This window comes from Actinomadura viridis, assembly GCF_015751755.1.
GTDB lineage: Bacteria > Actinomycetota > Actinomycetes > Streptosporangiales > Streptosporangiaceae > Spirillospora > Spirillospora viridis.
Window position 1 is genome coordinate 3,917,406 of record NZ_JADOUA010000001.1, and the last position, 13,856, is coordinate 3,931,261.

The 13,856-nt window shown below is 74.1% G+C and carries 12 protein-coding genes; 3 read left to right on the forward strand and 9 right to left on the reverse strand.

Annotation, left to right across the window (positions count from 1 at the left end):
- Nucleotides 1–67: 67 nt before the first annotated feature.
- The 6 genes from IW256_RS17675 to IW256_RS17700 form a co-directional block, all read right to left on the reverse strand.
- A complete protein-coding gene (locus tag IW256_RS17675) occupies nt 68–1,141 on the reverse strand; it encodes a DUF917 domain-containing protein (protein WP_197012037.1) in 1,074 nt (357 codons plus the stop codon).
- Nucleotides 1,134–2,807: a hydantoinase/oxoprolinase N-terminal domain-containing protein gene (locus IW256_RS17680; RefSeq protein ID WP_197012038.1), complete on the reverse strand. Its 1,674-nt coding sequence runs from the start codon at nt 2,805–2,807 to the stop codon at nt 1,134–1,136. Before IW256_RS17680 ends, IW256_RS17675 begins: the two co-directional genes overlap by 8 nt.
- Before the next feature lie 8 nt (nt 2,808–2,815).
- Nucleotides 2,816–4,192 (reverse strand): purine-cytosine permease family protein, encoded by a 1,377-nt coding sequence (locus tag IW256_RS17685; RefSeq protein WP_197012039.1) that lies wholly within the window; start codon nt 4,190–4,192, stop codon nt 2,816–2,818.
- A gap of 187 nt (nt 4,193–4,379) precedes the next feature.
- Nucleotides 4,380–5,741 carry a hydantoinase/oxoprolinase N-terminal domain-containing protein gene (locus IW256_RS17690; RefSeq protein WP_197012040.1) on the reverse strand — a complete coding sequence of 454 codons (1,362 nt, stop codon included), beginning with the start codon at nt 5,739–5,741 and terminating at the stop codon, nt 4,380–4,382.
- A complete protein-coding gene (locus IW256_RS42255; RefSeq protein WP_197012041.1) occupies nt 5,738–6,010 on the reverse strand; it encodes an S-methyl thiohydantoin desulfurase domain-containing protein in 273 nt (90 codons plus the stop codon). The genes IW256_RS17690 and IW256_RS42255 overlap by 4 nt, the downstream gene beginning before the upstream one ends.
- A complete protein-coding gene (locus IW256_RS17700) occupies nt 5,947–6,858 on the reverse strand; it encodes a DUF917 domain-containing protein (RefSeq protein ID WP_197012042.1) in 912 nt (303 codons plus the stop codon). Before IW256_RS17700 ends, IW256_RS42255 begins: the two co-directional genes overlap by 64 nt.
- Nucleotides 6,859–6,963: 105 nt before the next feature.
- On the opposite strand from IW256_RS17700, the gene IW256_RS17705 reads away from it, so the two are divergent.
- Nucleotides 6,964–8,532, forward strand: coding sequence for a PucR family transcriptional regulator (locus IW256_RS17705; protein ID WP_307828929.1), 1,569 nt, complete (start codon nt 6,964–6,966; stop codon nt 8,530–8,532).
- A gap of 140 nt (nt 8,533–8,672) precedes the next feature.
- Here the strand turns inward: IW256_RS17705 and IW256_RS17710 are convergent, their stop codons facing one another.
- Nucleotides 8,673–9,488 (reverse strand): tyrosine-protein phosphatase, encoded by an 816-nt coding sequence (locus IW256_RS17710; protein WP_197012043.1) that lies wholly within the window; start codon nt 9,486–9,488, stop codon nt 8,673–8,675.
- 215 nt (nt 9,489–9,703) lie between these two features.
- Here IW256_RS17710 and IW256_RS17715 point away from each other — a divergent pair, with 215 nt between their 5' ends.
- Entirely contained in the window at nt 9,704–10,732 is a 1,029-nt protein-coding gene (locus IW256_RS17715; RefSeq protein WP_231403824.1) for a fatty acid desaturase family protein, read from the forward strand.
- A 20-nt stretch (nt 10,733–10,752) separates the two neighbouring features.
- Nucleotides 10,753–11,568 (forward strand): Fpg/Nei family DNA glycosylase, encoded by an 816-nt coding sequence (locus IW256_RS17720; RefSeq protein WP_197012045.1) that lies wholly within the window; start codon nt 10,753–10,755, stop codon nt 11,566–11,568.
- 184 nt (nt 11,569–11,752) lie between these two features.
- Here IW256_RS17720 and IW256_RS17725 read toward each other — a convergent pair whose 3' ends face one another.
- Nucleotides 11,753–13,114, reverse strand: a complete 1,362-nt coding sequence (locus IW256_RS17725; protein ID WP_231403825.1) for a cation:proton antiporter — start codon at nt 13,112–13,114, stop codon at nt 11,753–11,755.
- A 67-nt stretch (nt 13,115–13,181) separates the two neighbouring features.
- Entirely contained in the window at nt 13,182–13,664 is a 483-nt protein-coding gene (locus tag IW256_RS17730) for a cation:proton antiporter regulatory subunit (RefSeq protein WP_197012046.1), read from the reverse strand.
- Nucleotides 13,665–13,856: the final 192 nt, after the last annotated feature.

The following is a 13,856-nucleotide window of genomic DNA, read 5'->3' on the forward strand; positions in this document are numbered from 1 at the left end:
GCCGAGCGGCCGGCGCGACGAGACACGTTTCAGTATTCAATTTACAACGTAAAGGTGCCGGGCTCTTTCAGCACGCCGGCAGGGGGACGTGATCGCAGTCGTAGCCGAAGTAGCGCGGGCCGGCCAGCTCAAGCCCGCCCGGGGTGAGCCATCGCGGGTCGCACGGGACGCCCAGCACGGTGACGCGCAGGCCGTAGCGCAGGCTCTCGGTGGTGACGGGCTCGCCGCCGTCGGTGTCCAGGACGCAGATCAGGTCCGGGGTGGTGGCGACGACCGTGCCGTCCCGGCGGGCGAGCAGGTGCTCGTTCTGGAAGGACAGCTCCAGGGTCCGCCCGGCGTCGCCGCCGGCTCCCTCCAGCACGGCCCGGCCGCGCGCGAAGCCGCCGGAGGTACGGCGGACCACGTCGACGACCTTGCCGGTGAGCAGCCGTACGCCGTTCAGGACGGAGGCCGCGGCGGCGACGGGGTCGGCGTGCGCGGCGCGGGCCTCGCGGACGGTGCGGCCGAGGTCCTCGGCGAGGGTGAGGGTGGCGGGGACCAGCCCGGCGGCGAGCTGGTCGCCGCGCATGACGGTGTCGGCGCAGGAGACCGAGCAGCCCATCTCCACGCAGGCGGACCTGGCCAGCCGTTCGGCCCAGAGGTTGGAGACGCTCTCCACGACCAGGGTGTTGCCCTTGTCGTCGGCGACGGCCATCGGGGCGACGGTGACGCCGATGAGGCCGGGCAGGACCATCTGGGCCTCGGGGAAGGCGCGTCCCATGGCGTCCCCGTCGACCACGGGCAGCCCGGTACGGGCGGCGGCGATGAACGGGGTCATGGAGTTGAGCCCGCCGATCTCGATGGGGACCAGGTGGGTGGCGGCGCGTCCCAGGTAGCGTTCCAGCGCGCGCAGCGCGGTGACCTCCTCCGTCCCGGCCGGGATCTTCTCCAGGGACACGGTGGGCGCGCCCATGCCGGAGATGGCCACGACCGTGGCGTCGGCGGGCACCTCGTCGATGCCGACGACGGTGACGGGGCCGTGGTCGAGCATGGCGCGCTGGGCCAGGAGCCTGCCGATGTAGGGGTCGCCGCCGCCGCCGGTGCCGAGGATGCCGGCGCCGCGGGCGAGGTCGTCCAGGTGCTCGGGGCGGATCTCACGCATGGGGGGTGCCTTCCAGGCGGCGGGGGTCGAGGTCGCCCACGGCCTTGACCCGGACGCGGGTGGCGCCGCCGGGCAGGTAGGCGAGGGGGACCTCCTCGACGTCGACGATGGTGACGGTGCCGGGGCGGGCCCCGGCGTTCTCGGCCGCGCGGACGGCCTGGTCGCGGGCCTCGTCCAGGACGGTGTCGCGGCGGCCCGGGGGGATCTGGTAGACGCGGTCGACCTCGCCGCCGACCTGGGCGATGGCGGCGCCGATGGCGTTGGCGACCGCGAAGTGGGCGGGGCGGCGCAGGTCGGGGAACCCGGGCAGGCCGCCCACCACGCCGGAATCGCCGTGGCCACCGGGTTCGCCGGCTTCGCCGGGGGCGAGCAGGACGCTGCCGCCGCCGACGGCGACGATGGGCAGGGCTTCGGGGGAGGTGCGCATGCGGTCGACGGTGTCGGCGATGCGCTCGGCGATGTGGGCGAGGGCGGCGCGGACGCGGCCGGGATCGAGGCGGGCCGCGCGGGCGGGATCGCCGATGCGGGCGTGGCCGGCGGCGACGGCCAGGTCGGTGGCGGTGATCGTACGGCCGCCGAAGACCAGGGCGTCCTCGGTGAGGCGGTAGCCGACGCTGCGGGGGCCGACGCTGGGGACGTCCAGGTCGACCAGCGAGCCGCCGCCGATGCCCAGGGACAGCACGTCGGGGATGCGGAAGTTGGTGCGGACTCCGGCGGTCTCGGACTCGCCGGAGGCCTCGCGGGGGAAACCGCCGGTGAGGATGCCGACGTCGGCGGTGGTGCCGCCGACGTCGACGACGGCGCAGTCGGTGAGGCCGGACAGGTAGGCGGCGCCGCGCATGGAGTTGGTGGGGCCGGAGGCGAACGTGGCGACGGGGTGGCGGCGGGCGTACTCGACGTCCATGAGGGTGCCGTCGTTCTGGGACAGGAACAGGGGTGCGCCGATCCCGGCCTCGGCGAGGGCGCTCCCGAACGCGTCGACGACCGTCCCGGCGAGGTCGCGCAGCGCGGCGTTGACGATGGTGGCGTTCTCGCGGGGGAGAAGGCCGACCCGGCCGATCTCGTGGGAGAGGGACAGGTGCACGCCGTCGCCCAGCTCCCCGGCCAGGATCCGGGCCGCCTCCTCCTCGGCCTCGGCGGAGACGGGGGAGAAGACCGCGGAGATCGCCACCGAGCGGACGCCGCGGGCGGCGATGTCGGCGGCGGCCCTGCGCAGCTGGGCGGGGTCGATGGGGGAGATGGGGCGGCCGTCGTACTCGTGCCCGCCGTCGCAGAGGTAGACGGCGGGGCCGGCCGCGTCCCGCGCGGTGCCGGTCCCGCCGCCGGCGCCGCCGCCGGTGCCGCCGGACAGGGCGGTACGGAGGCGCGCCGGCCAGTCGGACATGGGGGGAAGGGCGGCGGTGGCGGGCAGGCCGAGCCGTACCGCGGCCGTGGGGGCGAGCCGGTCGCCCTCCACCAGCGCGTTGACGAACTGGGTGGTGCCGATCATCACGGCGGCGACGGTGTCGGGGGCGGCGCCGGAGCGGGCCAGGACCGTGCGGACGGCCGCGACGATCCCGCCGGTCACGTCGGGGGTCGTGGGGGATTTCACGGCGGCGAGCACGGTGTCGCCGTCCAGCAGGACGGCGTCGGTGTTGGTGCCTCCGACGTCGATGCCGATGCGCACGCGCTCTCCTATCTCTCGGTGGCGGGGGTCGCCGGCGCGGCCTCGGCCTCCACCGCGGCGGCGGGCCGGTCGGGCTGGTCGACGGGCAGGGGGCGGGTGCCGCGTACCAGGCCGAGGCGGGCGGCCAGGACGTAGCCGGCGCCGGCCAGCAGCAGGGAGTTGACCGCGGGGATGCCGGGCCACTGGTAGTGGTCGCCGAGCCAGCCGGTGGTGGCGGCGGCGGCCCAGAGCACCAGGGTGGCGGGGACCCAGCCGGGTTCGGTGGCGGGCAGCCGCCCGGTGGCGCGGGAGGCGTCGAGTTCGGGCCGCCAGCGGCGGGCCAGGAAGTACTCGGCGACCATGATCCCGGCGATGGGCGGGGTGAGGACGCCGAGCAGGGTGAGGAAGTCGGTGAAGTGGTCGAGGATGCCGGCGGCGGCCAGGGCGCTGCCCAGGACGCCGATCCCGACGGTGACGGCGATCCGGGGCAGGCGGATCCCGGTGAGGGACTCCACGGAGTTGATCAGGCCGAGCGAGGCGGAGTAGAGGTTCCAGTTGTTGATCTTGACGGTGGCGGAGATCAGGATGAGCACGCCGGCCACGCCGGAGGAGGCGGTGATGATGGCGATCACGTCGGAGGTCTTGACCGCGTAGGCGAGGAGCACGCCGGCCAGGCCCAGCACGTACTCGCCGAGCGAGATGCCCAGCACGGTCTGCTTGACCACGTCGCCGGTGTTGCGGTTGAAGCGGGTCATGTCGGGCGTGGTGACCGCGCCGACGATGTAGGAGCCGGCGACGATGGTGGCGCCGGTGGCGATCGACATGGCCTCGCCGAAGGGCGGCGAGGCGACCAGGTCGCCCAGGCCGTGCTTGGAGAGCTGCACGCTCATCGCCCATCCGGCCAGGCCGAGGAAGGCCGGGACGGTGACGAACGCGGTCCAGCCCATGGCCCGGAACCCCTTGAGCACCAGCAGCGTCACGCCGAGCCCGGTGATCATGGCCCAGGCCCACAGCGGGGGGCCGCCGGCCAGCGAGTGCAGGCCCTCGGCGAACACGGCGGTCTGCACGCCGAACCAGCCGAAGAGGCTGATCGCGATGACGAGCCCGATGAGCGTGGAGCCGTAGCGGCCGAAGCCGGTCCAGCGGGCCAGCACGGAGGTGGACAGGCCCTCGCGCATCCCGGCGATGCCGACGAAGATGCAGACGACCTCCAGGATGACCGAGCCGAGGGTGAAGGCCCAGAACGCACCCCAGAACGACAGTCCGGCGCCCAGGGTCGCGCCGAGGAGGAACTGGGTGAGGTCGGACAGCTGCCCGAAGCGCTGTACGGCCACGTTGAACCAGGGGTACCGGGCGGAGCGCGGCACCCGTTCGAGGGGGAAGTCCTCGTCTGTGCGGGTCGTCATCGCTGGCCTTTCAGGGGTCGGGCCGGACGGCGTTCTCAGGGGTGGGACGGACGGTGATCGGATGGTGATCGGAGGGTGACCGAAGGTGCGCTGTGAACGGGCTGGCGACCCCGGAAGGGCGGCGACCCCGGAAGGGCGGCGGTGCCGGAGGGACGCGAGCGGACGGGACGCGAGTGGACGGGACGGGTCAGAGGTGGTGGGCGGGGCCGGCGGCGCGGGCGTGCAGCCGCAGGACCATGCCCGGCAGGTAGGGGAGCTGGGTGCGGGCGACCTCGGAGACCGTGACATGGCGGGGGTCGGCTCCGGCGCGGACCGCGTTGGCGCGGGCGTCCTCGCGGATCTCCGCCAGCATCGCGCGCAGGTCGGCGTGCGCGTCGAGGCGGACGATCCGTTCGGCCTGGCCGCCGACCGGGCTGGTGGCGGCGCCGATCGCCCCCGCGACCTCGCCGTGCTCGGGCCGGACGACCTCGGCCACGCCGGGCAGCCTTGCCGGGACGGTCCCGGCGCCGCCGCCGACCACCACCAGCGGGAGGCGCCCGGCGGCGGGCTGCATGCGGTCGACCGCCTCGGCGAGGTCCCGCGCGGCGTCCGGTCCGGCGCGCGGGACGCTGATCAGGTCGGGCATCCAGAACCCGACCGGTACCCCGCCGATCCGGGCGTTGAGGGCCTGCTGCGGGTAGCCGCCGGTGAGCGCGCCGACCCGGATGTCGTGCTCGCCGACGTCGGCGACCACGGCGTCGGCCAGGCCGGTGAGGGCGGCGGCGCCGCGCAGGGTGCTGGCCAGGCTGCTGCCGATGCCCAGGCCGGGGTGGCGGCGCAGGTGGTCGACGTCCATGACGCTGCCGTCGCCCCGGGTGACCAGGGCCGTGACGTCGCCGAACACCTCGCGCAGGCCGTCGGCCAGGTGACCGGCGATCGGGTGCAGGGCGGCGTCCAGGACGGTGGTGTTCTCCCGTTCGAGCAGTCCGAGCGGGCCGAGTTCGCCGGACAGGGAGATGTGGACCTCGCCCAGTTCGCGCCGCAGGATCGCCGCGGCCTGGTGCTCCTGCCGGTCGTCGACGGGGGCGAACACGCCGCTGACGGCGAAGGTCTCGGCCCGACCGGCCAGCGCCGCGGCGAAGCGGGCCACCGCGTCGCGGTCCAGCGGCACCCACTCCTCGGCGACGAAGCCGCCGCCGCCCTCGACGATGGCGGTTCCGGCGCCGACGGCGTCGCGCAGGTCGGCCGGCCAGCCGAACAGCGGCCGTACGGCCTGGGCGGCGGGCCCGCCGATGCGCAGCACCCCGACCCGGGCGAGGCCGCGCCGTTCGGTCACGGCGCGGGCGGGCCCGCGCAGCCCGACCGCGATCCGGGTGACCGTCCCGGGCGGCGGGTCGGGCAGGGCGCGCAGGGCCGCCCGGACCCCGGCGACCGGGTCGTCGGGGACGGAGGCGACCTTGGCGGTGGCGCGCGGTGTGATCGTGGGGTGGTGCGGTCCGGGGGCGCCGGCGGTGGAGTCCAGCAGGACGGCGTCGGTGTTGCCGGGGCCGATGTCGATCCCGATGATCATTCCGGTTCTCCCAGTCCGAAGACCCGCGGGCCGCACAGGCGGCGTCCGGCCGGGGTGTTCCAGACCGGGGCGCAGGGCAGGGTGAGCACGCTGACCCGCAGGCCGTAGCGCAGCCGTTCGACCGGGATGGCCGCGGCGCCGCGGGAGTCGAGCACGGCGATGATGTCGGGGACCGCGGCGCGCCGGCGGCCGTCCTCGTGGGCGATCAGGTACTCGCTGCGGGCCTGCAGGCGCAGCAGGCGGCCGCTGTCGGCGCCCAGTCCCTCCACCAGGGCGGTGGTCGCGCCGGGGGTCGCCCAGGCCGAGTGGTCGCCGGGAGGGTCGGGAGGCAGGGGCCGGGGCCGGGGGTGCCGGTGCCGGGTTCCGCGGTCTGTTCGATGGCCTGTTCCACGGTCCGTTGGACGGCGGCGATCTTCCCGGTGATCAGGCGGGTGAGGCCCTCGGGCGGGTCGTCGGGGACGCCGCCGGCCAGCGCGGCGCCGATGGCGAGCGCGCGGGTGACCGAGCCGGGGACGGCGGCGCGGCGTACCTGCCCGGCGCGCAGGGGGTACTCGCAGGTGGCGGCCTGCCCGCCGAAGGCGTCCAGGACGCCGCGGGCCAGCCGCTCCAGCCAGCGGCCGTCGATGTGGTCCAGGACCACGGTCCGGCCGCGCTCGTCGGTGAGCACGCAGGGGGTGGGGGAGAGTCCGGCCACCTCCATGGCGTTCTGGTTCATGCCGGGGAAGGCGCGCCCCATGCCGTCGGCGTCCATCAGGGGCAGTCCCAGCCGCGCGGCCCAGGAGGCGGCCAGGCAGCCGTTGGTGCCGCCGATCTCGCTGGACATCAGGGCCGCGACGGGCGTGCCGAGCAGCCCCTCCAGGGTGTCGCGCAGGACCGCGGGGGCGGTGTCGCCGCCGATGCGCTCGGTGACGACCTCGGGTGACCCGATGAGCCCGCACGGCATGACCAGCGCGGCGTCGGCCAGGTCCTCGGGCTGGACGACCGTGACGGGGCCGTGGTCGTCGACGGCCTGCAGCGCGGCGGCCAGGGCGACCTCGATCCCTCCGCCGCCGCCCGATCCCAGCACGGCGCAGCCCCGCGCGAACACGGGGAGCGTGGTCTGGTCCAGTAGCGGCATGTGCACAGAGTAGGGCGGGGTGTTTGATCGGTCCGTGTGCTGAAAGCACGCATTCGACCAAGTTCGTGTGCCGGGTGCACAGGTGGGCGGGGGTACCCTTCGGGCGTGGACGCCTTCGTCGCCGATCTGCTGTCCGCTCCGGGGCCGCCGGGCGGCATGACGTTGCTGGCGGGGCCGGTGGACGCCCGGCCGGCCGGTGGCGTGCGCCTGGTGGAGGGGCTTCCGGCGGTGAGCGGCCTTCCGGCGGGGACGGTGGCGGTGCTCACCGGCCCGGCCTCGCGCCGGGCGGCCGGTCACCGGCTCGATGTGGCGTTGCGCGACGCGGCGGCGGCCGGCTGTGCGGGCCTGGTCCTGACCGGCGGGCCCGTTCCCGAGGTGGCCAGGACCGCGCGGGTGATCGCCGAACGAGGCCGGGTGGCGCTGCTGCACGCGAAGGTCCCGGACGTGGGCGGCCCTGCGTCCGAGACCGCCGGAGCCTGGGAACAGGAACCTGAGGACCGCACCGGCGAGCAGCGCGGGAACGAGCGGCGCGGGAACGAGGGGGCCGGCGGCGACCTGGCCGCACTGGTGATCGCTCTGGCCCGGGTCATCGACGGTGACGCGGCCGACGCCCTCGCCCGCCTCGGCGCGGCGCTGGACGCCCTGCTGAGGACTCCCGCGGACCCGCGCGGCGCGGCGGCGGCCGTGGGCGCGGCGCTGGGCGTGCCCGTCGAGCCGCGCCGTCCCGGGCCCGGGGAGCACGGCGCGGTGGCCCGCGGGCCCCAGGGTGAGGTCGCCGTGGCGGCGCCGGGTGCCACGGGGCATCTGGGGGAGGCGGTGCGGCTGGCCGTCAGGGTGACGGCCGAGACGCTCGCCCGCGCCGTGGACGAGCCCGCCGAGGACGTCCCGGTGCGGTCCCGCACGCTGCTGCTGTCGGAGCTGCTGGTGGCGCCCGAGGGGCAGGCGCTGCGGCTGCTGGGGCGGGCCCGGGCCCTGGGCCTGCCCGTGGACGGCTGGCACATCGCGCTGCGGGTGGAACCGGCCGAGGCCGAGGGCCCCGAGCGGTACGCGCTGCTGGACGCGGCCGGCCGGGCGGCGCTGCGCTCCCTGATGGCCTCCGGGCAGGGCCGGTGGCACCAGGCCAGGGCGGACGACGCGCTGCTGCTGGTGCGCACCCAGGCGGGTGATCCGGGCCGTACGGGGCTGCGCGCGGCGGTGAAGGACGCCGAGCGGCTCCTGGCGGAGCTGGGGGAGCGGTTTCCCGCGGCCGGGCTGCGCTGCGGCGTCGGCGGGGCGCACCAGGGCCCGCTGGGGCTGCGGGTGTCGGCGCGCGAGGCCCGTACCGCCCTGGAACGGGGCGGGGGCGGCGCGCGGACCGTCACCGCGCATGACCTGGCGGGGCTGGACCGGATGCTGGGGGAGTGGTACGCCTCCGACACCGCGCGGTCCTCGGCGCGGGAGCTGCTGGCGCCGATCGAGGCGCTGGGGCCGCAGCGGGCCGAGCCGTTGCTGCGCACCCTCCAGGCCTACCTGGACCATCAGGGGTCGCCCGCCCGTGCGGCGGAGGAGCTGCACCTGCATCGCAACGCGGTCACGCAGCGGATCAGGAGGGCGGCCGGGCTGCTGGGGGTGGATCTGGGGGACCCCGAGCAGCGGCTGGCCCTGCAGCTGGCGTGCCGGGCGCTGCACAGCTGACCGGCCCTGGCGTGGGGCCCGCCGGTGAGCGCCCGGATGATCGTCCCGCCTGTCCCCTCAGGCAGTTCAGCCTTTAACTTACAATGTAAAGGCCCTGACCTGAGCGACCCCATCACACAGACAACACACAAGAAAAACCTTCACTCGACGAGGCGGGCCCGAAGTGCTCCGGTGTCCTCGTCGGTCCAGCCGTGGAGGGAGAGCCATCCGAGTACGCCGTCATGCTCCTCGTCCACTCTGGCCAGGAACTTCTCCATGATGACCGCGTGCGGGACGTGGCTGTCGGCGGGCCGCGAGTCGAGGTCGGCTGCGTAGGTGTCGCTGCCGCGCAGCCGGGCCAGGATGGCCTGGATCCGTTCACCGGTGTGGGCGTAGTCGGCCACGATCGCCTCGCGGGCGACCCCGGCGACCTCCAGGGCCATCGCGCACACCACGCCGGTCCGGTCCTTGCCGGCCGCGCAGTGCACCAGCGCGGCGCCGTCCACGCGGGTCATCACGCGCAGCGCCGCCACGATGGAGTCGGCGCGGTCGCGCAGGTATCCGCGGTAGTGGCCGACGGAGCGTTCGGTCTCGGGCCCCTCGGAGGGCTGGTTCTGCCAGGGGAGGACCTTGTCGATGTCGATCCGGCCGCCGTCGCGGGGGGTGTCGGCGGCGACGTCGGTGTGCCGGCCGCCTTCGGAGAAGAGGGAGAGGTGGTGGACGGTGATGGAGGGCGTGCGCGTGAGCGGCCCCGGTCCCTCCAGCCGTACCTCGGCCTCGCTGCGCAGGTCGATGACGTTCTTGAGTTCGTAGTCGTCCAGCAGGGTCCGTACGTCGGAGACGCTGAGGTCCTGCAGGTTGTCGGAGCGCAGCACCCGGCCGCGCCGTGTCGTCCGGCCGTCGGTCGTGGGAAGTCCGCCGAGGTCGCGGACATTGACCGCCCCGTCCAGATCGATCCACCGTGAGCGCGCGTTCATGACTTATGACCTTATATGGCGGTCCGGACGTAAGTTTCAACCGGCCGGTTCCGGGCGGGCGCGCCCGCCCTTGGAGTGATCCCTGGCGCTGAGGTATGAGACCTGCGAGCCAGGCGGTGGATGGCTCTGCGGCGGGGCGACTTATCGCCCGTGCGGTCCATAGCGTTCAGAAGCACGAAGTTCGCCGTGCGTTCCCCATGATCGGAGGCCCCCGTATGACCGTGACCCTCGACGCCCCGCGCAGCCGTCCCGGGACGAGCGATTTCGGCCCGCTGGCGCGGCGGGTCCGTGAGGCGGGGCTGCTGGAGCGGCGGCGCGGTTACTACGTGCGGGCGTTGGGGCTCAACCTCGCGGCCACCGCGGGGGCGTGGGCCGCCGTGGCGTGGGCCGGGGGTTCGTGGTGGGTGCTGTTGCTGGCCGTTCCGCTGGCGTTGCTGTCGGGGCGTATGGCGTTCCTGGGGCATGACGCGGGGCATCGGCAGATCGCGGCGTCGCATCGGGTGAACCGGTGGCTGGGGTTGGTGCTGGGGAACCTGATGCTGGGCATGGGGTACGGGTGGTGGAACGACAAGCACAATCGTCATCACGCCAATCCCAACCACGTCGATAAGGACCCTGACGTGGGTGAGGGCGTGCTGGTGTGGACGCGGGAGCAGGCGGCGGGCCGGGACGGGCGGGTGGCCAGGTGGATCACCCGTCATCAGGCGCGGTTGTTCTTCCCGCTGCTGCTGCTGGAGGGGCTGAACCTGAAGGTGGGCAGTGCGCTGCACCTGAGGAGCCGGTCGGGGCGGGAGAAGGCGCTGGAGGGGGCGCTGCTGGCTTTGCACGTGGCCGGTTATCTGGGGCTGGCCTTCGTGTTGCTGTCGCCGGGCAAGGCGGTGGCGCTGGTGCTGCTTCATCAGGCGTTGTTCGGTGTGCATCTGGGGTCCGCGTTCGCGCCCAACCACAAGGGGATGGAGATGCCGGGCGAGGGGGTGCGGTGGGATCACCTGCGGCGGCAGGTGCTGACGTCGCGGAACGTGCGCGGTGGTGTGGTGACCGATTGGCTGCTGGGCGGGTTGAACTACCAGATCGAGCACCACCTGTTCCCGAGCGTTCCGCGGCCGAACCTGCGGAAGGTGCAGCCGCTGGTGCGCGAGCACTGTGCTCGGGTGGGGTTGCCGTACGCGGAGACGGGGCTGGTGGAGTCGTACCGGCAGGCGCTGGGTCACATGCACGACGTTGGGGCGGAGCTGCGGTCGTGACCGCCCTATGCTGATCGGTCATGCCTGAAGGTCACACGATCCACCGTCTGGCCGCCGAACATCAGCGGATGTTCGGCGGCCGAAGCGTGCGTGCACGGAGTCCGCAGGGGCGGTTCGAGGAGGGGGCTCGCCTGCTGGACGGGCGGGTGCTGGTCGATGCCGACGCCCATGGCAAGCATCTGCTGCTGGGGTTCGGTGAGGAGCGGGTGCTGCATGTGCATCTGGGGATCTACGGCAAGTTCACGTTCGGGGAGGGGCCTGCTCCGGAGCCGACGGGTGTGGTGCGGTTGCGGCTGGAGGGTGAGGCGGGGTTCGCGGATCTGCGCGGGCCGAACGCGTGCGAGGTGCTGGATCCGGGTGAGGTGAAAGTGCTGCGGGATCGGCTGGGGGCCGATCCGTTGCGGGCGGACGCAGATCCGGAGCTGGCCTGGCGGCGCATCGGGCGGACGCGGACGAGCGTGGCGGTGCTGTTGATGGATCAGTCGGTGGTGGCGGGTCCGGGGAACATCTACCGGGCGGAGGTGCTGTTCCGGCAGGGGATCCATCCGGGGGTGCCGGGGCGTGCGCTGGGGCGTGGGCGGTGGTCGGCGATCTGGGACGACCTGGTGGTGCTGATGGCCGAGGGGGTGCGGACGGGGCGGATCGACACGGTGCGGCCCGAGCACACGCCGGAGGCGATGGGGCGTCCGCCGCGGGTGGATGATCACGGTGGTGAGGTGTACGTGTACCGGCGGGCGGGGGCGCCGTGCCTGGTGTGCGGGAGTGAGGTGCTGACCGAGGTGGTGGCGGGCCGGAACCTGTTCTGGTGTCCGGGTTGCCAGCCCGCCGAGGGTTAGGCTCTGTTTTCTAAGTCCCGGCTTACGGCGCTCGCCTGGCGGCTCGCGCCCTGACCGGGCCTGTGGGAGCGCGGCATCGCTTCGCGATCTGCCAGGTGAGGCTTGCCTCCGGCGTCGCCTCACCTGGCAGCCAACGCGCTCGCGCGGTGGCTGAGGCCACTTCGAGACAGGCCCTAGAGGGTCGTCAAGGGCGTTCGGTCAGGTGCCCGGCGCTGTCGGCATCGCCTGCGGGGTCCTGGGTGTCGGCGGTGTCGTTGGCCGAGCCGCCGGTGCCGGTCGAGCCGCCGGTGCGGGGCGCGGTGGCAGGTGCTGAGCCGCCGGGCACGTCGTCCGGTGCGGGCCTGCCGTCGGGTTCGTCGTCGGGGTCGGACTGGGGCCGCGGCTGCGGGCCTCGCCTGGCGCGGATGGCGTGCGCGAGGGGTTCGGCGCTGCGGGCCACCAGGGGGCCGGCGATGGCCAGGATGAGCACGTACGCGGCGGCCAGGGGCCCGATCTGGGCGCTGGTGCCGGCGGAGACGGCCAGTCCGGCGATGACGATGTTGAACTCGCCGCGGGGGGTGAGGGCGGCGCCGGCGCGGAGTCGTCCGGTGAGGGCGACGCCGGCGCGGCGGGCGGCCATCCAGCCGGTGCCGAGCTTGGTGGCGAGGCCGAGGAAGGCCAGGATCGCGGCGATGCCCAGGACGGGTGGCAGGTCGCCCGGGTCGGTGTGCAGGCCGAAGAAGACGAAGAAGACGGCGGCGAACAGGTCGCGCAGGGGGGAGAGGATCTTCTGTGCGGTGTGGGCGAGGGGGCCGGACAGGGCGATGCCGACCAGGAAGGCGCCGACGGCCGCGGAGACCTGGAGTTGCTGGGCGATGCCGGCGACCAGGAGGGTGAGGCCGAGGACCTTGAGGAGGAGGACCTCTTCGCTGGGGCTGGCGACGAAGCGTTCGACCATGTTTCCGTGGCGGAGCGCGACGTAGAGGATGACGGCGATGGTGATGGCGGCGATGCCGAGGGCGGTGGCGCCGCCGATGAGGCCGGCGCCGGCCAGCAGGGCGGTGAGGATGGGCAGGTAGGCGGCCATGGCCAGGTCTTCGAAGACCAGGACCGACAGGACGGCGGGGGTTTCGCGGTTGCCGAGCCAGCCGAGGTCGCCGATGACTTTGGCGGTGATGCCGGAGGAGGTGACGTAGGTGACGCCGCCCATGGCGACGGCGGCGACGGGGCCCCAGCCGAGGATGAGGGCGACGGCGACGCCGGGGGCGGCGTTGAGGACGAGGTCGAGCAGTCCGATGGGTGCGGAGGTGCGCAGGGTGCCGACGAGTTCGTCGGCGGTGTATTCGAGGCCGAGGGTGAACAGCAGGAGGATGACGCCGACCTCGGCGCCGATGGAGACGAAGTCTTCGCTGGCGCCCAGGGGGAGGATGCCTCCGGAGCCGAAGGCGAGGCCGGCCAGCAGGTAGAAGGGGATGGGGGAGATCGAGAAGCGGGTCGAGACCGCGCCGAGGAGGCCCAGTCCGAGCAGGATCGCGCCGAGTTCGATCAGTTGTACGGCGGTGTGCATGGTTCCCTATCCGTCGGCGGGTCGTGGGAGGTGCTGGTGCGGCCCGTCGGGTGTGGGTGGGGGCGGATCACCCGTTGTTGAGGATGGCGGCGACCGCGGTGGTGCCTTCGTCGGTGCCGACGACGACGACGATGTCGCCGGAGGTGAAGATGAAGTCGGGCCGGGGGCTGGCCTGGACCTGGCCGTCGCGGACGACGGCGACGATGGAGGCGCCGGTGCGGGTGCGGGCCTGGGTGGCGGCGAGGGGGCGGCCGTCGTAGGGGGAGCCGGGGGCGATGGGGATCTGTTCGGTCATCAGCCCTTCGACCTGGCGGTGGAGGTCGTTGAGGCGTTCGACGACGCGGCCGGTGCCCAGGAGTTCGGCGATGGCGTTGGCCTCTTCGGTGCTGAGTTTGACGGTGACGACGCAGCTGTCGGGGTCGTCCTTGTCGTAGATGGCCAGGTCCTTGCGGCCGTTGCGGTGGGAGACGACACCGATCTGGCGGCCGCGTCCGGTGGTGAGGACATGCTGCAGGCCGATGCCGGGCAACGCGGTCCGTTCGACGTCCACGATCGTTCTCTCTTTCGCTGCTGTGCGTCGTGTCGTGTGGGTGCCGGGGTGTGGTCGCCCTGCGCCGCCGGCCGCCGGCCGCGGTGTGCGTTCCCGGTGTTCACGGCCTGACATGATCGCAGATCGGGTGGATCGTTCCTGACCCGGGTGCGGGGCGCGGGGGCGGTGGGGCCGGTGCGGGGCCGTGGCCGA

Coding starts and splice junctions, on each gene's coding strand:
- IW256_RS17675 (WP_197012037.1), bottom strand. CDS start 1,141: ATGCGTGAGATCCGCCCCGAGCACCTGGACGACCTCGCCCGCGGCGCC.
- IW256_RS17685 (WP_197012039.1), bottom strand. CDS start 4,192: ATGACGACCCGCACAGACGAGGACTTCCCCCTCGAACGGGTGCCGCGC.
- IW256_RS17690 (WP_197012040.1), bottom strand. CDS start 5,741: ATGATCATCGGGATCGACATCGGCCCCGGCAACACCGACGCCGTCCTG.
- IW256_RS17700 (WP_197012042.1), bottom strand. CDS start 6,858: ATGCCGCTACTGGACCAGACCACGCTCCCCGTGTTCGCGCGGGGCTGC.
- IW256_RS17710 (WP_197012043.1), bottom strand. CDS start 9,488: ATGAACGCGCGCTCACGGTGGATCGATCTGGACGGGGCGGTCAATGTC.
- IW256_RS17715 (WP_231403824.1), top strand. CDS start 9,704: ATGACCGTGACCCTCGACGCCCCGCGCAGCCGTCCCGGGACGAGCGAT.
- IW256_RS17720 (WP_197012045.1), top strand. CDS start 10,753: ATGCCTGAAGGTCACACGATCCACCGTCTGGCCGCCGAACATCAGCGG.
- IW256_RS17725 (WP_231403825.1), bottom strand. CDS start 13,114: ATGCACACCGCCGTACAACTGATCGAACTCGGCGCGATCCTGCTCGGA.